The sequence below is a fragment of the Kaistia terrae genome (genome assembly GCF_026344005.1).
In the GTDB taxonomy this organism is placed as follows: domain Bacteria; phylum Pseudomonadota; class Alphaproteobacteria; order Rhizobiales; family Kaistiaceae; genus Kaistia; species Kaistia terrae.
Genome location: NZ_JAPKNH010000009.1, coordinates 25,271 through 45,813, shown reverse-complemented (window position 1 = coordinate 45,813; position 20,543 = coordinate 25,271). Strand labels below are relative to the sequence as shown.

Below are 20,543 nucleotides of genomic sequence, written 5' to 3'. Positions count from 1 at the left end.
GATGCTCGAAAATACTCCCTTCGATCCGGTCGCAACCGGTCGCGCCGTCATCCGCAGCACCATCGCAGGAAGCCTGGCGACCCTGGATGAAGCCGGCAATCCGTTCGCGACGCTGGCCACCATGGCGACCATGACCGACGGACGCCCGATTTTCAGCCTCTCCGACCTCGCCGTCCACACCCACAATCTGAAGCGCGATCCGCGCGCCTCGGTGCTGCTGGTCGCCCCCGGCGGCGAGACAGGCAACCCGCTGGCCGGCGCGCGCATCACCCTGGTCGGTACGGTCGAGCGCACCGATGACGAGCATGCCGCCTGGCGCTATGCGCTGCACCAGGGCAAGGCCGCTCGCGCTTCCGCCCTGCCCGGCTTCCATCACTATGTGATGAACGTGGTCAGCTCGCATCTCGTCGCCGGCTTCGGCAACATCGCGCAGGTGCCGGCCAAGGACCTCATTCTGGATCTCTCCGACTGCAAGGACCTTCTCGACGGCGAGAAGATGGTCGTCGAGCACATGAACGATGATCACGCCGACGCCATCGCGCTTTACGCGATCAAGTTGCTGGGCCTGCCGGGCGGCGCCTGGCGCATGACCGGCTGCGATCCGGAGGGCATCGATATCGCCACCAGCACGCAGCGCGCGCGGTTGCCCTTCCCGACCCGCGCAACCACCGTTGGCGAGGCCGGCGGCTACCTGAAATCCTTCGCAAAACAAGCGAGATCCCTGGAACAATAATACTATTTCACAAACAGTTAGAATATTCCGTTTGTTTGGACGTCAAAATATTAGCAACAACGCTCTCGTTGCTTAACGTCATGTCGATTAAATCGATTTAATCGGATCACGATAACTGGAGCGATGCGGTTTTTGTTGCAGTAGCGAAATGCGATCCTCTACGTTCCGGCCTGTCGGCAGCACTCGCTGTCGACAGAGCCGGTGCGCATCGCTGATGCGGCGCACCCTTTCCCGGAGCGAGGCCTCGCCAAGAACAGCGAGAGTCTCTCAGAGGAGAAGACCAGTGACCGAGAACGGCATTCGCAACCCTGCCCATGGCGCCGATCAGTTCGGCTTGAAGTGGCTGGCCGGTCTCTACTGGAACTATGGGGCACCGGCTCTCTATGAGGAGTCGCTTCGCCGCGGCGAAGCGAAGGTGTCGATCGATGGCGCGCTGACCGTCGAGACCGGCGTCCATACCGGCCGCTCGCCGCAGGACAAGTTCGTCGTCCGCGACGCGCTGACCGAGAACGCGGTCTGGTGGGACAACAACAAGCCGTTGTCCGCGGCCCATTTCGACACCCTTCATGCCGATATGCTCGCACATGCGTCGGGCCGCGAATTGTTCGCGCAGGATCTGCAAGGCGGCGCCGACCCGGCCGAGACCGTCGCCGTGCGCGTCTTCACCGAAAAAGCATGGCACTCGCTGTTCATCCGCAACCTGCTGATCCGCCCGGACCAGGCTGCGCTGAAATCCTTCGTGCCGAAACTCACCATCCTCGACCTGCCGAGCTTCAAGGCCAATCCGGAGCGGCACGGTTCGCGGACCGAGACGATGATTGCCTGCGATTTCAGCCGTGGCATCATCCTCATCGCTGGCACGTCCTATGCCGGCGAGATGAAGAAGGCTGTCTTCACCTACTTGAACTTCACCCTGCCGCCCAAGGGCGTCATGCCGATGCATTGCTCGGCCAATGTCGGCCCGGATGGCGACACGGCCGTATTCTTCGGCCTGTCGGGCACCGGCAAGACCACGCTCTCCGCCGATCCCAAGCGTACGCTGATCGGCGATGACGAGCATGGCTGGGGCCCGGAAGGCGTCTTCAACTTCGAAGGCGGCTGCTACGCCAAGACGATCAAGCTCTCGGCCGAGGCCGAGCCGGAGATCTTCGCCACCACCAAGCGCTTTGGCACGGTGCTGGAGAATGTCGGCATCGATCCCGTCACGCGCGAGATCGATTTCAACGACGCTTCGCGGACGGAAAACACCCGCGCCGCCTACCCGCTCGACTTCATCCCGAATGCGAGCGCAACGGGCCGGGCCGGTCACCCCAAGACGATCGTCATGCTGACCGCCGATGCCTTCGGCGTGATGCCGCCGATCGCCAAGCTGACGGCCGAGCAGGCGATGTACCACTTCCTTTCCGGCTACACCGCCAAGGTCGCCGGTACGGAGAAGGGCGTTACCGAACCGCAGGCGACGTTCTCGACCTGTTTTGGCGCGCCGTTCATGCCCCGTCATCCGGCTGAGTATGGCAATCTGCTCCGGAGCCTGATCGCCGAGCATGGCGTCTCGTGCTGGCTGGTCAACACCGGCTGGACCGGCGGCGCCTATGGCACCGGCCGTCGCATGCCGATCAAGGCGACCCGCACGCTGCTGACGGCCGCCCTGAACGGTTCGCTCGACGATGCGCGCTTCTACACGGACCGCACCTTCGGCTTCCAGGTTCCGACGGACGTGGCCGGCGTCGAGCCGCACATCCTGCACCCGCGCAAGACCTGGGCTGACAAGGCCGGCTACGACGCGCAGGCGGCAAAGCTGGTCGGCATGTTCCTGACGAACTTTGAAAAGTTCGAAGACCATGTCGACGCCACCGTGACCGCCGCGGCCCCCGGCGCGATGGTCGCCTGATCTCGTAACGTCCCTTTTCGAAGGGCGTTGCCTTCGCTACCCTCCCAGGCTGTCGCAAAGCAGCCTGGGAGCTTTTCGTGCCACAGCCGATCCCGGTCGACCTTCAGCCACACTCGCCCGCCTGGCAGCCCGCTGCCGAGCACGAGGCACAACGCCTCGCAGACGCCCTCGGCCCGCATCTGATCGTCGTCCATCACATCGGATCGACCGCGATCGCCGACATCGTCGCCAAGCCCATCCTCGACCTGATCCCCGTCGTTTTCTCGATCACCGCCTTCGACGCCTGCCGATCGATATTGCTCGACCTCGGCTATGAATGGTGGGGCGAGTACGGCATGGCCGGTCGCCGCTATGCGACCCTCACCGACGGCGCGACGGGCCAGCGCTGCATCCAGCTCCATATCTTTGAACAGGGCTCGCGGCATATCGAGCGCCATCTGGCGTTTCGCGACTACCTGCGCGCCAACCCCGAAAAGGCTCGCGAGTATGAAGCCGTGAAGCTACGCAGCCGCGACCGCCACCCTAGCGATTCACACGCCTATACCGACGCCAAGTCGGCCTGGATTCGCGCGACGGAAGTCGAGGCGGTCGAGTTCTATCGAGGCCGCTGAGCCGTCTTTTCGTCTCCAAAAGAAAAAGGCCCGGCGATTGCTCGCCGGGCCTTTCTCGTTTCGCAGAAGAAGCAGCGATTACTCGCCGGCAGCTTCCGTCTTTTCCTTGATCTCTTCGCCGGTCGTCTGGTCGACGATGCGCATCGAGAGACGGACCTTGCCGCGCTCGTCGAAGCCCAGCAGCTTGACCCAGACCTTGTCGCCTTCCTTGACGACGTCCTGGGTCTTCGCCACGCGCTGGTTGGACAGCTGCGAGATGTGGACCAGGCCGTCCTTGGCGCCGAAGAAGTTCACGAAGGCGCCGAAATCGACGGCCTTCACGACGGTGCCCTGATAGATGGCGCCAACTTCCGGCTCGGCAGCGATGCCCTTGATCCAGTTCAGCGCGGCGGTGATCGCCTTGCCGTCCGACGAAGCGACCTTGACGGTGCCGTCATCGGAGATGTCGATCTTGGCGCCGGTCTTTTCCACGATCTCGCGGATGACCTTGCCGCCCGAACCGATCACTTCACGGATCTTGTCGGTGGGGATCTGGATGACTTCGATGCGCGGAGCATGCTCGCCGAGCGACGGACGCGCGGTGGTCAGCGCCTTCGCCATCTCGTTGAGGATGTACTCGCGGCCACCCTTCGCCTGATCCAGAGCGACCTTCATGATCTCTTCGGTGATACCGGCGATCTTGATGTCCATCTGGAGCGAGGTCACGCCCGCTTCCGAACCGGCGACCTTGAAGTCCATGTCGCCGAGGTGATCCTCGTCACCGAGAATGTCGGAGAGAACCGCATAGCGGTCGCCTTCGAGGATCAGGCCCATGGCGATACCGGCCACCGGACGCTTCAGCGGCACGCCGGCATCCATCAGCGACAGCGAGGTGCCGCAAACGGTTGCCATCGACGACGAGCCATTCGATTCCGTGATCTCGGAAACGACGCGCAGCGTGTAGGGGAACTCGTGATGGTTCGGCAGAACCGGACGGACAGCGCGCCAAGCGAGCTTGCCGTGACCGATTTCGCGACGGCCGGGCGAACCCATGCGACCCGTCTCGCCAACCGAGTAGGGAGGGAAGTTGTAGTGCAGCAGGAAGGTTTCCTTGTAGGTGCCTTCCAGCGCGTCGATGAACTGCTCGTCATCGCCGGTGCCGAGGGTGGCAACTACCAGGGCCTGCGTCTCGCCACGCGTGAACACGGCCGAGCCGTGCGTACGCGGCAGAACGCCGACTTCGGAAACGATCGGACGGACCGTCTTCAGATCACGGCCGTCGATGCGGCTGCCGGTGTCGAGGATGTTCCAGCGAACGATCTTCGCCTGGAGTTCCTTGAAGACGGCGCCGATCTTTTCCTTGTCGAAGCGGGGCTCAGCACCTTCCGGGAAGAAGTGCGCCGTGACCTTCGCCTTGACGGCGTCGACAGCAGCGTAGCGCTCCTGCTTGACGGTGTTCTTGTAGGCGGCGCGCAGCTCGGTCTCGGCGATGCCGAGCATTTCCGTCTCGATCGCGGAGAGATCGGCGGGCTGGAAGTCGCGCGGCTCCTTGGCGGCCTTCTCGGCGAGCTGGATGATCGCGTCGATCACCGGCTGGAAGCCACGATGACCGAACATGACGGCGGCCAGCATCGTCTCTTCCGAGAGCTCCTGAGCCTCCGACTCGACCATCAGCACGGCATCATGCGTGCCGGCGACGACGAGATCGAGCTTGGAATTCTCATGCTGGTCGAGCAGCGGGTTGAGGACGAACTCACCCTCGATCATGCCGACGCGTGCCGCGCCGACCGGGCCCATGAAGGGAACGCCGGAGATCGTCAGGGCTGCCGAAGCGGCAACGAGCGCGACGATATCGGGATCGTTCTCGAGGTCATGGCTGAGGACGGTCGTGACAACCTGCGTCTCGCAACGGAAACCGTTGGGGAACAGCGGGCGGATCGGACGATCGATCAGGCGCGAGGTCAGCGTCTCCTTCTCGGAGGGACGGCCTTCACGCTTGAAGAAGCCGCCGGGGATCTTGCCGGCAGCGAACGTCTTTTCCTGGTAGTTGACCGTGAGCGGGAAGAAATCGATACCCGGCTTGGCCTGCTTGGCGGCGACGACGGTCGCCAGCACGGTGGTCTCGCCATACGTGGCAAGCACGGCGCCATCGGCCTGGCGGGCAATCTTGCCGGTCTCGAGGACGAGCTGACGGCCGCCCCATTCAATTTCGACGCGTTGGACATCGAACATGGCAAATTCCTTTCCTGCGCGGATGCGCCAAAAGAGCCATGAGCAAGACGGCTAGAGGCTTTCGACCAACAGGTGAAAAAGCATCCGGCGATCCTGCCATGGCTCGACCGCTGATCCGCGGGCAATTCGCGCGGCAGCCCCATGCCGCCGCGCCGTACAGGCGTCTTTGGAGGCGGGCCGAAGCCCGCCTATCTCAGCGACGCAGGCCGAGGCGCTCGATGAGCGTCTTGTAGCGCTGCTCGTTCGTCTTCTTCAGATAATCGAGCTGGCTGCGACGCTGGCTGACCATCTTGAGCAGGCCGCGACGCGAATGATTGTCCTTGGTGTGACCCTTGAAGTGTTCGGTCAGGTTGACAATCCGCTCGGTGAGCACTGCAACCTGCACTTCCGGAGATCCGGTATCGTTCTCGACGGTACCGTATTCCTTGATCAGTTCCGCCTTACGGGCAGGGGTGATCGACATCGGTTATCCCTTTCATGGGCTCTAGCTCCGGCACTGCGCCGGCAGAAAAATCAACCGGACGCCAGGTGGCGATCCGATCTCGACGTTCCCGGACAGCCGAAACCGTCGCGGTCGCCGCTCGTTCAACGGCCAGTGCCGGGATGTCGTCCAGCACGGTCGTCGCTCCAAGCGACTTCGCCCGGATGGCAGAAGACCATCCGGGAGCGCGGCCTATATGGCCGAATTGGGCTGTAATAGCCAGTGGAAACTTGAACGGCCGTTGGCTCAGCCGCCGACGAACACGCGCGAGGGATGGAATTCGCCGCGCTCAACCTCGCCGATCGCGATCAGCGTTCCGGCCACGGTGACGAACACCGTCTCGCCATTGGCGGGCGCATCACGGCCGCGCAGAAGCACGCTCTGGCCGTTGCGAAGCCTTACGGCGTCGGTCTCTGAAAGCCGAACTTCAGCCAGATCGCCCAGCGCGAGCTCAACACGGTCGAGCAGCGGGTCACAGCCCTCGACGCCGCCCTCTTCATGCGCGGCACGAAGATCGTCGAGCTTGATCATCGCGGCTTCTTCGAACGGGCCAACCAGAAGACGGCGCAAACCGACGACATGGCCACGTGTGCCAAGCGCGCGAGCCATGTCGCGGGCGATGGCCCGAACATAGGTGCCCTTGCCGCACTCGGCCGAGAAGATGGCGGTATTCTCATCCGGCATGTCGACCAGATCGAGACGGTGAACCTGGATCGGCCGGGCTTCGAGGATGACCTCCTCGCCTTCGCGCGCCAGATCATAAGCGCGCTCGCCGTCGATCTTGATCGCGGAGAATGCCGGCGGCACCTGCATGATTTCGCCGGTGAACTCGCCAAGAATTGCTTCAATTTCGTCGCGGCCCGGGCGCACGTCGGAGGTGGCGACCGGCTGGCCCTCGGCGTCGTCGGTGGTGGTTTCCTCACCCCAGCGAACCGTAAAACCGTAGATCTTGCGACCATCCATGACGAAGGGAACCGTCTTGGTCGCCTCGCCCAGCGCGATCGGCAGGCAGCCTGTCGCCAGCGGGTCGAGCGTGCCGGCATGGCCGGCCTTCTGGGCGCCGAACAGGCGCTTGACCACCGCTACGGCCGTGGTCGAGGTCATGCCCAGCGGCTTGTCGAGGTTAAGCCAGCCGGAAACCGGCCGGCCCTTCTTCTGGCGTTGGCCCATGATCTACTTCTCGTCGGTATCGTCGTCGTCGCGCGCGGTCTCGATGTCCTGACGGACGATCGGATCATGGCGCAGCAGGGCGTCGATGCGCGCAGCCTCGGCAAACGAGGTGTCGAGCACGAATTTCAGATCGACAGCGAACTTGATTTCCATCCGGCGCGAAACTTCGCCGCGCAGATACTTGCGGTGCGTGTCGAGCGCGGCGACGACCGCGTCGGCATTCTTGCCGCCAAGCGGCATGATATAGCAGGTCGCCATCTTGAGATCGTTGGAGACCCGGACTTCGGGAACCGTCACGATGATGCCGTCCAGCGCGGGATCGTTGAGATCGCCGCGCGAAAGCACTTCGGACAGGGCATGGCGGACGAGCTCGCCGACGCGCAGCTGGCGCTGGCCGGCGACGCCGATCTTCTTACCATTGGCAGCCGTTCTGGCCATTTCGGAAATACTCCATCGCGCCTTCAGGCAGCGCGTGCGGTCCGTTCGAATACCGGATCCGCCTCAGATCGCGACATAGGTCGGACCGATCCAATTGCGAACGGGATGAACACACCCGCGAGGGGCGCGTTCATCCCGCACTACATAACCCAGACGACCGCTGTTAGAGCGACCGCTTGATCTCTTCGACGCGGTAGCACTCGATGACGTCGCCAGCGCGCATGTCTTCGTATTTCTCGAAGGCCATACCGCATTCCTGGCCCGACGGCACTTCCTTGACTTCGTCCTTGAAGCGCTTGAGCGTCGACAGCTTGCCGTCGTGAACGACGACGTTGTCGCGGATGAGGCGGACATTGGCGCCGCGCTCGACCGTACCGTCGGTGACGCGGCAACCCGCGACCTTGCCGACCTTGGAGATGTTGAACACTTCCAGGATCAGGGCATTGCCCAGCATGGTCTCGCGCCGTTCCGGCGTGAGCAGGCCGGACATCGCTGCCTTCACGTCATCCACGAGGTCGTAGATGATGTTGTAGTAGCGGATCTCGATGCCTTCACGGTCGGCCACATCACGCGCCTGCTTGTTGGCACGGACGTTGAAGCCGATGATCGCCGCATTCGACGTCGCGGCGAGCGTGACATCGGACTCGGTGACACCACCAACGCCGGACAGGATGATGCGAGCCTGCACCTCATCCGTACCGAGCGCTTCCAGCGCACCGGCGATGGCCTCGACGGAGCCCTGCACGTCACCCTTGATGACGAGCGGGAATTCCTTGAGACCAGCGGTCTTGCGCTGGTTCATCATTTCGGCGAGCGAGCCGCGAGCCGTCGTCTGACGGGCCACTGCCTTCTCGCGCTTCTGACGGGCACGGTAATCCGCGATCTCGCGAGCACGGGCCTCGGTCTCGACAACCGCGAAGCGGTCACCGGCAGCCGGCGCGCCCTGGAAGCCCAGGACCTCGACCGGCGTCGACGGCTCTGCCTCGGACATCGCGACACCCCGATCGTCGAGGAGCGCGCGAACGCGGCCCCACTCCGAACCGGCGACGACGATGTCGCCCGGACGCAGCGTACCGCGCTGGACGAGGACCGTCGCGACGGGGCCACGGCCCTTGTCGAGCTTGGCTTCGATAACCGTGCCTTCAGCCGTACGATTGGGATCGGCCTTGAGGTCGAGCACTTCGGACTGCAGCAGGATGGTCTCGAGCAGCTTGTCGAGGTTCTCGCCGGTCTTGGCCGAAACTTCGACGTCCAGCGTCTCGCCGCCCATCGATTCGACGAAGATTTCGTGCTGCAGCAGTTCGGTGCGAACCCGAGTCGGATCAGCCGACGGCTTGTCGATCTTGTTGATCGCCACGATGACCGGCACCTTGGCGGCGCGGGCATGGTTGATCGCCTCGATCGTCTGCGGCATCACGCCATCGTCGGCGGCAACGACCAAGATCACGATATCGGTCGACTTGGCGCCACGGGAACGCATCGCCGTAAAGGCGGCGTGACCGGGGGTGTCGATGAAGGTGATCTTCTTGCCGTTCTGCTCGACCTGGTAAGCGCCGATATGCTGGGTGATGCCACCGGCCTCGCCCGTCTGCACATTGGTCTTGCGGATGGCGTCGAGCAGCGACGTCTTGCCGTGATCGACGTGACCCATGATCGTGACGACCGGGGCGCGCCAAACGAGTTCGCCCTGCTCCTCAGCCGTATCGAACAGGCCTTCCTCGACGTCGGAATCGGCGACGCGGCGAACCGTGTGGCCCATGTCCTCGGCGATGATCTGCGCCATATCGGCGTCGATCACGTCGGTAGCCTTGAGCAACTGGCCCTGCTTCATCAGGAACTTGATCACGTCGACGGCGCGTTCCGCCATACGATTGGCGAGATCGCCGATCGAGATCGTCTCCGGCAGGATGACTTCGCGAGAAACCTTCTCGCGGGGAGCCTGCGACAGGTGACGATTGCGTTCACGCTCACGGCGACGGCGAACCGACGCCAGCGAACGCTCGCGCTCGGAATCGTTCAGCGCGTTGGAAAGCGTCAGGCGGCCGCGCGGGCTACCTTCTTCCTTCTTGACGGGCTTCGGATCGACGGCCTTGGGACGCTTGGCGGTCGACGGACGGAGACCGCCGGAGCGATCCTCCTCGTCGGGCCGGCCAGCGGCAGGACGGGCACCCGGAGCCGAAGTGCGCTGCACCGGCTTTTCGGTTGCGTTGGGATCGCGCTGCGTCGGAGCCGCGGGACGTCCGCCACCAGCCGGCTGAGCGGCTGCGGGCTTGCGCTCTGCGGCCGCCGGGGCGGCCTCGTTGAGGCGACGGCGCGCCGTGTCCTCGGTCTTTTCGCGCAGGGCGTTCTCAGCGGCACGACGAGCATCTTCCTCGACCTGGCGCTTGGCAGCCTCTTCCCGCTCCTTGGCGAGACGCACTTCCTCTTCGGCGCGACGGATCGCGTCGATTTCGGCCTGGCGGCGCTCCTCGGCGTCGCGAACGACAGCATCGGCCAGCGCTTTGGCGCGGGCGCCGAGCTCGTCGGTCGAGAGCTGACGCAACACCATGCCGGAACGACCGCCTTGCGGACGAGGCGCCTGTGTCGGAGCCGCCGGTCCCTGCCGCGTCGGCGCGGAGGACTGGATCGGCTTCACGGATGAGGTCGGAGCCGGAGCAGGCGACGGGCGCGCGACAACCGGCGCAGCCGAAGTCGGCTCGCCCTTGCCATGCACCAGAACCCGCTTCTTCTTCTCGACGACAACGGTGTTGGTCCGGCCATGCGAAAAGCTCTGGCGCACAGTACCGCGCTCCGGATCGCGGGCCTTGAGGCTCAGTGTCTTCTTCGCGCCGCCAAGATCCTTGTCGCCGCTATTGTTCGTATCGTTCATTCGGTGGTCTTCTGTCCTGCGGGGTCTTCGGCCATTGCCGACACGTTCGGTTCACGCACTTGCGGCGCATCGATCGCGCCAACGTCATCGCCGAGAGCAACGAGCCCGTCTTCACCCAGAAAACAGGCGAGCGCGGCGACACGCTCTATCACATTTTCGCTCGCCCGGCCCACGAGCAGAGCAGCATGTATCACATTTGACCGTCCCAATGCCAAATCCAATTGCTCCGATCGGAACATACGGATGATTGGGACTGCGCCAGGCTTGCCAAAGCGGCGTTTCAGGGCCGCCTCGATTTTCGCGCGGCCGTCGTCGGCCGCCTCTTTCGCCTGCACGATTCCGCAAACGCCTTTGGCAATCGCGGATTCGACCTTGGCGAAACCGGTGACGATTTCACCGGCCTTGCGAGCGAAGGACAAAGCCGAAAGGGCCTGGTCCTCCAACAAATTCTCAACGCGGCCGGCCATACCGGGCTCGACCACAACCTCTTCCTTGAAGGCGCGGGCAAAAAGCCGCTTCTTCTCGGCCAGCGCCACCAAATCGGCGCGGGCCTTGATCCAAACACCCCGGCCCGGGAGACGGCGCCGGAGATCCGGAACCACCTTTCCTTCCGGGTCGATGACAAACCGGATCAGTTCTTCGGTCGGCAACGTCTCTCTGGTGACGATGCAAGTTCGTTCCGTCGGTTCGCTCTTACGCGGCAAATCTCTACTCTCCGCGGTCCGAACGCCCTCAGGCCTCGGCCTCTTCACCTTCGACATCCGCTTCGGCGCTCGCTTCGAGCTCTGCCTCAGCTTCGTCCGCTGTGATCCAGCCTGCCTTGACGCGGGCTGTCATGATCATGTTCTCGGCGTCGGTGCGGGTCAGGCTGAAGCCGTCGAGCACGCCACCGTGACGGGTGGTCTCGCCTTCGTTCCGCTCGGCCCAGCCGACCAGGTCATCCGGCACGTAGCCGGCAAAATCCTCGATCGTCTTGACGTTGTCCTTGCCGAGCGCGACGAGCATGGAGCTCGTGAGACCCGGAATTTCCTTGAGCTCGTCGGCGACGCCAAGCGTCTTGCGCTCCTCGTCATGCTCGGTTTCGAGCTTGTCGAGATAGTCGCGCGCACGCTGCTGCAGCTCGGCGGCGGTCTCTTCATCGAAGCCTTCGATCGAAGCCAGTTCTTCCGGCTCGACAAAAGCGATTTCTTCGAGCGAGGCAAAACCTTCGGAGGCGAGAAGCTGGCCAACGACTTCGTCGGCATCAAGCGCCGTGTTGAACAGCGCCGAACGCTCCTGGAATTCCTTCTGGCGACGCTCGGATTCTTCCTGCTCGGTCAGGATATCGATATCCCAACCGGTCAACTGAGAGGCGAGGCGGACATTCTGGCCGCGACGACCGATCGCAAGAGATAATTGGTCATCCGGGACGACGACTTCAATACGCGACGCGTCTTCGTCGAGCACGACCTTGGCGACTTCCGCCGGCTGCAGTGCGTTGACGATGAAGGTGGCGGCGTCCTGCGACCACGGAATGATGTCGATCTTCTCGCCCTGAAGCTCGTTGACGACGGCCTGAACACGGCTGCCGCGCATACCGACGCAGGCACCGACCGGATCGATCGAGCTGTCGCGCGAGATCACGGCCATCTTGGCGCGCGAACCCGGGTCACGGGCAACCGACTTCACTTCGATGATGCCGTCGTAGATCTCCGGCACTTCCTGGGCAAACAGCTTCGCCATGAACTGCGGATGCGTACGCGACAGGAAGATCTGCGGGCCGCGCTGTTCGCGACGCACGTCATAGACATATGCGCGGATGCGGTCGCCATAGCGGAACGCTTCGCGCGGGATCATCTCGTCGCGACGGACGATGCCTTCGCCACGGCCGAGATCGACGATCACATTGCCGTATTCGACGCGCTTGACCGAGCCGTTGATGATCTCGCCGATGCGATCCTTGAATTCGTCGAACTGGCGATCGCGCTCGGCCTCGCGGACCTTCTGCACGATCACCTGCTTGGCCGACTGCGCCGCGATGCGGCCGAAATCCATCGGCGGAAGCGGCTCGGCGATGTAATCGCCGACGCGGGCTGCCGGGTTCTGGTCGGTCGCGAGTTCAAGCGAGATCTCGATGGCCGGATTCTCGACCTGCTCGACGACCTGCAAAAGGCGCTGCAGCCGGATCTCGCCCGTCTTCGGGTTGATCTCGGCGCGCACGTCGGTTTCCGAACCGTACCGCGAGCGAGCGGCCTTCTGGATCGCATCCTCCATGGCGGCGATCACGATCTGCCGGTCGATAACCTTCTCTCGGGCTACCGCGTCGGCGATCTGCAGAAGTTCGAGGCGGTTGGCGCTGACTGCCATCGTCCTGTCTCCGTTAACCTGAACCTGATGACGGCGTCGCGATCAAGCGTCGCTGGTCTCGTCTGTTATGTCGTTCTCGTCGATGACTTGCGCATCGGCGTCTTCGATATCGTCGGGACGCTGGCGCTTCGCATCGCGCAGGGTCTCGGCGACCAAGGCGTCGGTCATGACAAGCCTAGCATCGGCAATCGTGTCGAGCGGCAGCCAAACCCGGTCCGGCGCGCCTTCCGGCGCATCGGCGAGCTTGACACCCGTCGTCTCGCCATCGAGGCCGATCAGAATGCCACGATAGCGCTTACGCCCTTCGATCGGCACGCTGAGCTCGATCCTGGCTTCATGGCCCGCCCAACGCACGAAATCCGCGCGGCGAACCAGTGGCCGGTCGATGCCGGGCGAGGAAACTTCAAGATGATAGGCGCTCGAGACCGGGTCCTCGACGTCGAGAGCCGGCGAAATGTTGCGGCTGATGACGCCGCAATCTTCCACCGTCATCGTGCCGTCGGGCCGCTCGGCCATGATCTGCAGCGTCTGGCCGTTCCGCGTAGAAATCTTGACGCGCACCAGCCGGTAGCCGAGCCCCTCGATGATGGGTTCGACAATCGCAGCGACGCGGGCGTCGAGCCCCGTCTCGGTGACGATGCGTGCTTCGTTTTCCAGGGCGACGTCCGCCAAAGGCATGCTCCGTTCAAGATATCGTAAGGTGCGTTCCACCGGAGCGGGCCCGGGGGTCCACTCTCTCTTACGAACCGATCGTTTGAGATGAATGATTGGCGTATAGGCCTACAGCCGCGTGAATGCAAGCAAAACTGGCTTGAACAGCGGTTGAACCGCGTTCGCATCGACCGCCGGAGCCCGCCAGGGGCAGCTCCGACGCCGATCAGCGACGCTGGAAGGTCAGATAGCTGCCCTGCCGGCCCTCGCGAAACGCCTTCTGCTCGTAGCGGGTGCCCGGCCATCCGGCCCACGGCTGCCGCCAGTCGTTGGCATCGCGCGCTTCCCACGTAAAATCAGCGTGATCGCGCACATGCAGAAGCGTCCACTCGACATAGGATTCGATGTCGGAGGCAAAGCGGAACTGGCCGCCGGGACGAAGCACGCGGGCAAAGCGGGTCAGGTTCTTTTCCGACACGAAGCGCCGCTTCCAATGACGGAATTTCGGCCATGGATCGGGATAAAGCAGGTCGATCGCCGCGAGGCTTGCCGTCGGCAGCCAATCGAGCAGTTCGGCCGCGTCGCGGTCGAACAGGCGGACATTGGCCAGTTCACCCGTATCGATTGCCGAGGCCGCCTTGGCCATGCCGTTGACGAAGGGTTCGACGCCGATGCGGCCGACATCCGGCTCGGTCGTGGCGCGATGGATAAGATGCTCGCCGCCGCCGAAACCGATCTCCAGCACGACATCGCCGACGGGCGCTTCGAACAGAGACGGAAGGGCGTCGGGCGTCGGTCCGGAGACGTCGACGCTCAGCCGCGCCAGAATCTCGGCGAGGGTTTCGGCCTGACCGGCGCGCAGGGTGTGTCCCTTGCGCCGGCCATAGAAGGAATCGCGCCGCAGCGCGTGCTCAGCAGAGGTCACAGTGATTTACGGATCGCTTCCACGAGGTCGGTCCGCTCCCAGGAGAAGCCGCCATCTGCTTCCGGCGCACGGCCGAAATGACCATAGGCCGAAGTCCGGGCGTAGATCGGCCGGTTCAGGCTCAAATGCTCGCGAATGCCGCGCGGCGACAGGTCCATGACCTGGGCCAGCACCTGCTCGACCCGAGCTTCCTCGACCTTGCCCGTTCCATGCAGGTCGACATAGATCGACAGCGGCTGCGACACGCCGATGGCGTAGGCAAGCTGGATCGTGCAGCGATCGGCGGCGCCAGAGGCGACGACGTTCTTGGCGAGGTAGCGCGCCGCATAGGCAGCGGAACGGTCGACCTTGGTCGGATCCTTGCCGGAGAAGGCGCCGCCGCCATGCGGGGCTGCGCCACCATAGGTGTCGACGATGATCTTGCGGCCGGTAAGGCCAGCGTCGCCATCAGGTCCGCCAATGACAAACTTGCCGGTCGGATTGACGTGCCAGATCGTGTCAGGGCTGATCCAGCCCTCGGGAAGGGATTCGCGGATGTAGGGCTCGACGATGGCGCGAACATCCTGCGAGCTCAGGTGCTCGTCCAGATGCTGGGTCGAAAGCACGATCTGCGTGACTTCGACGGGCTTGCCATTCTCGTAGCGAACCGTGACCTGGCTCTTCGCGTCCGGGCCGAGCGCTTCCGTCTCGCCCGACCGACGTGCATCGGACAGGCGCTTCAGGATGCGATGCGCGTAGAAGATCGGCGCCGGCATCAGTTCCGGCGTCTCCGAGCAGGCATAGCCGAACATGATGCCCTGATCGCCGGCACCCTCGTCCTTGTTGCCGGCGGAATCGACACCCTGGGCAATATCGACCGACTGCGCATGAAGATGCACGTCGACATCGGCGGTTTCCCAATGGAAGCCGTCCTGCTCGTAGCCGATATCCTTGATCGCCAGACGGGCGACATGGGAAACGAGATCCCGCGTGATCGTCGCCGGGCCGCGCGTCTCGCCGGCGATCACCACCCGATTGGTGGTGGCCAGCGTTTCACACGCGACGCGGAGATGGCTGGGATCCCAACCCTGCTCCGGTCCGATGCGGAAGAAGGCATCGACGATTTCGTCGGAGATACGGTCACAGACCTTATCCGGATGGCCTTCGGAGACTGATTCACTCGTGAACAGATAAGACGTTCTCGACACCGCAACGGACCCCGTGCAGAAAATGGCCGGAGCAGGTGCTCCGGCAATACCAAAGAGCTTTTTAGCCAGTCGAGCCAGTGGGTCAAGCCGCAAAGGACATGTTGGCGCGGAACTGCCAATGAACTGGCTTGACGGAGAACAAAGTTCTCCATCAGGCCAGATCGGCGCAAGACGCCGCTAGTCGGTCGACGCCTCTTGCGGGCTTAACCGGCAAAACGGTTTAGTCGTCCGTTTCCTCACCGGCAACCGCCCGCACCAGGTCGACGATGCGACGACGCAGCTTGGTGTCCTTGATCCGAACGAAGGCCTTGTTCAGTTGCAGGCCTTCGGTGCTGGTCAGGAAGTCGGTTACGAAAGCGGCCGGGCGGGATTCTGCGAAGCCGGTTTCGGTCGAGGATCCGGGGGCATCCTCGAAGAAAAAGGAAACCGGCACTTCCAGGGCCTGCGCGATGTTCTGCAAACGGCTGGCACCAATCCGGTTGGTGCCCTTTTCGTATTTCTGGATCTGCTGGAAAGTGATGCCGAGGCTTTCGCCCAACTTTTCCTGGCTCATGCCCTGCATCATGCGGCGGAGCCGTACGCGCCCACCCACATGGGTATCGACGGGATTGGGCTGCTTCTTATTCGCCATCAAGGGCTTTCTCTCCTAGACATGCGGAACCGATCGGCCTGGCCTAATCGCTGGTGCCGGCATCCGCATTCGGCGGCATTGCCGCCGATCCAATAAACCCACCCCTCGCGCAAAATGCAGCCGCGCAATCTGCCTGTCAATTGCGTTGTTTAGTTTGAGTGAAAACCGCAGTAAAGGCGACAACGCCGGCGAGTATGATCAACACGAAATAAAGACTGTCTCGATACTTCGAATAGATTGTGCCCCTTATTGCGGCAGGAAGCGGGCCGTCGACAACCCCGGCAGAATCGACGCCGAGCCGTGTCAAAATGCGGCCATACGGGTCGATGATTGCGGACACACCGGAATTTGCCGCGCGGGCCACCGGAAGTCCCTCCTCGACAGCGCGGATAACCGCCTGATGCAGGTGTTGCCAGGGGCCGGGCGTATCGCCAAACCAGGCATCATTGGTCACATTTACAAGCCAACCGGGCCGATTTGCGGCATCAATGGCGCTGCCTGCGAAAATAATCTCATAGCAGATGAGTGGGCCGAAAGCGGGCGCTCCGGCGATGGCAAGCGTGCGGCGGCGGTCGCCGGCGTCAAAACCACCGGGCAGCGCCACCAGCTGGCGCAGGCCTAGACCGCGCAGAAAATGCTCGAAGGGCAGATACTCTCCGAACGGTACCAGATCAACCTTATCGTAGGTATTAACAACTAACCCATCCGCGTCGATAGTATAGAGGCTATTGAAGACACGAGCTTCGACGTCTTCGTCGGGGTCTGCCTCGGCACGGGCGGCGCCGGTGATCAGCGTTGTGCCCTCCGGCAGCAAGGCACCGATCGAGGCGAGCGCGTTCGGTCGTTCAGCCAGAAGAAACGGAAATGCCGTCTCCGGCCAGATCAAATGGGTGAACGGAGCCGGCTTTCCGTCCTCCATGCCGGTGGCGCTCAGGCTTAGATAGCGGCCGAGGATCTCGTCGTCCTGGCCCGATGCCCATTTCTCATCCTGCGCAATCATCGGCTGAACCAGCCGCAAGCGAACATCCGGCACCATCGCGCCGTCCGCCGTTGCGAGACGCACCGCCCCGAAACCGAGATCGGCCGCAAACAAGGCCACCAGCACGAAGAACGCCACGCGATCCGCAAAGCGGGCACGGGGCTCGCGGCTGAACAACAGGATGGGCGCGGCGGCGACGAGAAAGGCGAAGAAGGTGACGCCCCAGATGCCGATCAGCGACGCGACCTGCATCATCAGCGGCACGGGCATCATGGTGTAGCCGAAGGCATTCCAGGGGAAGCCAGTCAACACATGGCCGCGCAACCATTCGGCCAGGCTCAGGGCAATGGCCAGCACCACGATGCGGGGCCATCCCCTCGACCAGAAGATCCGCGCGACACCGGCGCCGAGCCCCCAAAACAGCGCCAACCCTGCCGGCAAGGCGAGCACGGCGGCCGGCATCATCCAGGCAAAAGCCGCAGCATCGACCAGGAAGGCTGCGCCGATCCACCAGAGGCCACCGACGAAATAGCCGAAGCCGAAACTCCAGCCGACGCGAAAGCCTGGCCAAAATCGGGCAAGACGGGATTTTTCCGCGCGAACCGGGGCTCGGTCCAGGAGGAGGACGAGGACGGGCAGCGTAATCCAGAGAACCGGAAACCAGCCGAGCGGCGGCAAAGCCAGCGCCGAACCGGCGCCGGCGAGAATGGCGATCGCGACCCGCCGCCAGCCGCGCGCCAGATGGCTGGTGCGCGGCAGATCGGGAACCGCCAGACGGTTCGAACGAAAGGCCATAATCCCCCGAAGCGTGAATCGACGTGCAAAAGCACGGTAGCGAGGGATGCGGGAGGCCGGCCCGGCGGTCAAGCCGCCGCGGCGTCGGGCCGGCGAATCCGGAGTCGCTTCACGCGGCGCGGGTCCGATTCAAGGATTTCGAATTCCAGGCCGCCCGGGACATCGATGCGCTCGCCGCTGGCCGGAATCCGGCCAAGCAGGGTGAACACCACGCCACCCAGCGTGTCGACATCGTCATGCTCGGAGCCAAGGTCGAGCCTGGTGCCGAGCGAAGCCTCGAGGTCGTCGAGATCGGCGCGCGCATCGGCGAGATACGAACCATCCGCTTCGCGCGTGATCATTGGCGCTTCGTCGTCATGCTCGTCCTCGATATCGCCAAAGACCACTTCAACGACATCCTCGAGCGAGGCCAGTCCATCCGTGCCGCCATACTCGTCGATGACGACCGCCATCTGGACGCGCTTCGCCTGCATGGTCGCGAGCAAGGTCGCGGCCGGCATGGAGGACGGAACGAACAGCACCTCGCGGACCACCGTCGTCTCGCCAAGGCGAACCTGGAGGTCGATCCGGGTGAGGTCGAGTCCTGCCTCGGCCGAGGCGGCCGACATCATGTAGTCCATCAGGTCCTTGATGTGGACCATGCCGATCGGATCATCGAGGGTTTCGCGATAGACCGGCATCCGGGAATGCCCTGAATCGCGAAAGGCAATGACGGCCTCGCCGATCGTCTGTTCGACGTCGAGGGCCAGAATGTCGGCGCGCGGGATCATCACGTCATCGACGCGAACTTCGCGCAATTTCAAGATGTTGCGCAGCATGCGGCGCTCTTCGGCCGAGAAGGTGTCGTCGGCTTCGCCTGCGTCGAGGGCATCCTCGATATCGTCACGGAGCGAACCGGATACCTTCAGGCCGACGGCATGGCGGATACGATCCAGCCAGCTTTCCGGCGCACGTTCAACCTCGCGCGGATCCGGCGCGGAGGCCTGACTACTCGGGGGTTCGGGGTTCGATTCAGCGCTCGAACCAGGCGTCTCAGTGTCACTCATCGTCCGTCGTTTGTCAGTGTCCATGGGGCGCCGGCGCCATCAGAGCGGAGGCTCGGCGTAGGGGTCGGCGATGCCGAGGCGGGCCAAAATCTCTGTTTCGAGAGATTCCATGCGTTCCGCTTCGTCATCCTCCAGATGATCATGCCCGAACAGGTGAAGCAAGCCGTGCACGACCAGATGGGTCAGATGGTCCTCGAATGCCAGTCCCAGCTCGGCGGCTTCCGCGACCACTGTTTCACGTGCAACGACGATATCGCCGAGCAGCGGCCCGAAGAGCTTCGAGTCCGGCGGGCAGCCGGGGAAGGACAGGACGTTTGTCGCCTTGTCCTTTTCGCGATAGTCGGCATTCAGCTGACGAACATGTTCGTCGTCGGTGAAAACAACCGACAGTTCCGATCCCTTGAGGGCAGGCAGTTGGCCGACCGCGAAGCTCGCCTCGACCGCCTGCGCCACAAGACGGGCAAGCTGGCCTTCATCAGGCCAGTCACCCGCCTCGACCAGAAGGTCGATCGCGATCGGCAGCGTGTCAACGCTCATGCCTGAACTCCGGAACGAGGGCCGCGCGACGACGGCTGAACCGGGCGGGGCGGTGCCTTGTCATAGGCGCGCACGATGCGGCCGACGAGCGGATGGCGCACGACATCGACATCGGTGAACTTGATCTGGACGATGCCGGGGACGTCGCGCAGAAGCTCGCTCGCCTCGGCAAGGCCGGAAATCTGGCCCGGGGGCAGATCGACCTGCGTCGGATCGCCGGTGACGATCATGCGCGAGCCCTCGCCCAGACGGGTCAGGAACATCTTCATCTGCATCGATGTCGTGTTCTGCGCCTCGTCGAGAATGACGACGGCATTGGCCAGCGTCCGGCCGCGCATGAATGCGAGCGGGGCGACTTCGATCATGCCGGAGGTCAGGCCGCGCTCGACCTTGTCGGGCGGCATCATGTCGTAAAGCGCGTCATAGAGCGGGCGGAGATAGGGATCGACCTTCTCCTTCATGTCACCCGGCAGGAAGCCGAGCCGCTCGCCCGCCTCGACGGCCGGCCGCGACAGGATCAGGCGGGAAACGTCGCCGCGCTCGATCAGGGCGGCGGCATAGGCAACCGCGAGATAGGTCTTGCCGGTGCCGGCCGGACCCATGCCGAACACCAGCTCGGCCCGGTCCATGGCGCGGATATAGGCGTCCTGGGCCGGGTTGCGGGCCATGACGGTGCGGCGGCGGGTCGAGATTTGCGCCATCGCCAGCCTGCCCTTCGGCTCGAGGCTCGGCAGGCTCATCTGCTCGTCGTCGGCAATGGCCATCCGGATCGCGCCCTCGACATCGGCGGGACCGACTTCGTGGCCCTGCTGCAAACGAACATAGAGAAGGTCCAGCGCGAGGCGGGCTTGCGCACAGGCTTCCGGACGGCCCCGGACTGTCACCTGATTGCCGCGCGCGACCGCCTCGACACCGAGCTTCTGCTCGATGATGGCGAGGTTCTGGTCGAACTGGCCAAGGAGCTCACTCGCCAACCGATTGTCGTCGAAGGCGATCACGACATGGGTAATGTCGGATGCGTGCGACATGTCAGCGGCGCGAC

General features: G+C 63.6%; 19 protein-coding genes. 3 read left to right on the top strand and 16 right to left on the bottom strand.

Annotation, left to right across the window (positions count from 1 at the left end; genetic code table 11):
- Position 1 precedes the first annotated feature (1 nt).
- From OSH12_RS20770 to OSH12_RS20760, 3 genes are all read left to right on the top strand, one after another.
- Positions 2–733, top strand: coding sequence for a HugZ family pyridoxamine 5'-phosphate oxidase (locus tag OSH12_RS20770; protein WP_266345536.1), 732 nt, complete (start codon positions 2–4; stop codon positions 731–733).
- A gap of 283 nt (positions 734–1,016) precedes the next feature.
- Positions 1,017–2,624: a phosphoenolpyruvate carboxykinase gene (locus OSH12_RS20765; RefSeq protein ID WP_266345535.1), complete on the top strand. Its 1,608-nt coding sequence runs from the start codon at positions 1,017–1,019 to the stop codon at positions 2,622–2,624.
- Positions 2,625–2,701: 77 nt separating this feature from the next.
- On the top strand, positions 2,702–3,235 hold the full coding sequence (locus OSH12_RS20760) for a GrpB family protein (RefSeq protein WP_266345534.1): 534 nt from the start codon (positions 2,702–2,704) through the stop codon (positions 3,233–3,235).
- Between the two features lie 78 nt (positions 3,236–3,313).
- Here the strand turns inward: OSH12_RS20760 and pnp are convergent, their stop codons facing one another.
- The 16 genes from pnp to OSH12_RS20680 form a co-directional block, all read right to left on the bottom strand.
- Entirely contained in the window at positions 3,314–5,446 is a 2,133-nt protein-coding gene (gene pnp / locus OSH12_RS20755) for a polyribonucleotide nucleotidyltransferase (protein ID WP_266345533.1), read from the bottom strand.
- Between the two features lie 193 nt (positions 5,447–5,639).
- Positions 5,640–5,909, bottom strand: a complete 270-nt coding sequence (gene rpsO, locus OSH12_RS20750) for a 30S ribosomal protein S15 (RefSeq protein ID WP_266345532.1) — start codon at positions 5,907–5,909, stop codon at positions 5,640–5,642.
- On the bottom strand, positions 5,887–6,063 hold the full coding sequence (locus OSH12_RS20745) for a hypothetical protein (RefSeq protein WP_266345531.1): 177 nt from the start codon (positions 6,061–6,063) through the stop codon (positions 5,887–5,889). Before OSH12_RS20745 ends, rpsO begins: the two co-directional genes overlap by 23 nt.
- Positions 6,064–6,173: 110 nt before the next feature.
- A complete protein-coding gene (gene truB / locus OSH12_RS20740; RefSeq protein ID WP_266345530.1) occupies positions 6,174–7,097 on the bottom strand; it encodes a tRNA pseudouridine(55) synthase TruB in 924 nt (307 codons plus the stop codon).
- A gap of 3 nt (positions 7,098–7,100) precedes the next feature.
- Complete coding sequence (gene rbfA, locus OSH12_RS20735) at positions 7,101–7,535, bottom strand: 30S ribosome-binding factor RbfA (protein WP_266345529.1); 435 nt, start codon at positions 7,533–7,535, stop codon at positions 7,101–7,103.
- 163 nt (positions 7,536–7,698) lie between these two features.
- On the bottom strand, positions 7,699–10,404 hold the full coding sequence (gene infB, locus OSH12_RS20730; protein WP_266345528.1) for a translation initiation factor IF-2: 2,706 nt from the start codon (positions 10,402–10,404) through the stop codon (positions 7,699–7,701).
- Entirely contained in the window at positions 10,401–11,108 is a 708-nt protein-coding gene (locus tag OSH12_RS20725) for an RNA-binding protein (RefSeq protein WP_266345527.1), read from the bottom strand. The genes infB and OSH12_RS20725 overlap by 4 nt, the downstream gene beginning before the upstream one ends.
- A gap of 28 nt (positions 11,109–11,136) precedes the next feature.
- Positions 11,137–12,750, bottom strand: a complete 1,614-nt coding sequence (gene nusA / locus OSH12_RS20720; RefSeq protein ID WP_266345526.1) for a transcription termination factor NusA — start codon at positions 12,748–12,750, stop codon at positions 11,137–11,139.
- A 42-nt stretch (positions 12,751–12,792) separates the two neighbouring features.
- The gene (gene rimP / locus OSH12_RS20715; protein WP_266345525.1) at positions 12,793–13,428 is read right to left on the bottom strand and encodes a ribosome maturation factor RimP; all 636 of its coding nucleotides are present in this window, start codon (positions 13,426–13,428) and stop codon (positions 12,793–12,795) included.
- Positions 13,429–13,627: 199 nt separating this feature from the next.
- Positions 13,628–14,326: a tRNA (guanine(46)-N(7))-methyltransferase TrmB gene (gene trmB / locus OSH12_RS20710; RefSeq protein ID WP_266345524.1), complete on the bottom strand. Its 699-nt coding sequence runs from the start codon at positions 14,324–14,326 to the stop codon at positions 13,628–13,630.
- On the bottom strand, positions 14,323–15,513 hold the full coding sequence (metK, locus tag OSH12_RS20705; RefSeq protein WP_266345523.1) for a methionine adenosyltransferase: 1,191 nt from the start codon (positions 15,511–15,513) through the stop codon (positions 14,323–14,325). Before metK ends, trmB begins: the two co-directional genes overlap by 4 nt.
- Before the next feature lie 220 nt (positions 15,514–15,733).
- Entirely contained in the window at positions 15,734–16,147 is a 414-nt protein-coding gene (locus OSH12_RS20700; RefSeq protein WP_266345522.1) for a helix-turn-helix domain-containing protein, read from the bottom strand.
- A 133-nt stretch (positions 16,148–16,280) separates the two neighbouring features.
- Entirely contained in the window at positions 16,281–17,918 is a 1,638-nt protein-coding gene (lnt, locus tag OSH12_RS20695) for an apolipoprotein N-acyltransferase (RefSeq protein ID WP_266345521.1), read from the bottom strand.
- A gap of 68 nt (positions 17,919–17,986) precedes the next feature.
- Positions 17,987–18,964 carry a hemolysin family protein gene (locus OSH12_RS20690; RefSeq protein WP_266345520.1) on the bottom strand — a complete coding sequence of 326 codons (978 nt, stop codon included), beginning with the start codon at positions 18,962–18,964 and terminating at the stop codon, positions 17,987–17,989.
- Between the two features lie 39 nt (positions 18,965–19,003).
- Entirely contained in the window at positions 19,004–19,501 is a 498-nt protein-coding gene (ybeY, locus tag OSH12_RS20685; RefSeq protein WP_266345519.1) for an rRNA maturation RNase YbeY, read from the bottom strand.
- A complete protein-coding gene (locus OSH12_RS20680; protein ID WP_266345639.1) occupies positions 19,498–20,529 on the bottom strand; it encodes a PhoH family protein in 1,032 nt (343 codons plus the stop codon). Before OSH12_RS20680 ends, ybeY begins: the two co-directional genes overlap by 4 nt.
- Positions 20,530–20,543 lie beyond the last annotated feature (14 nt).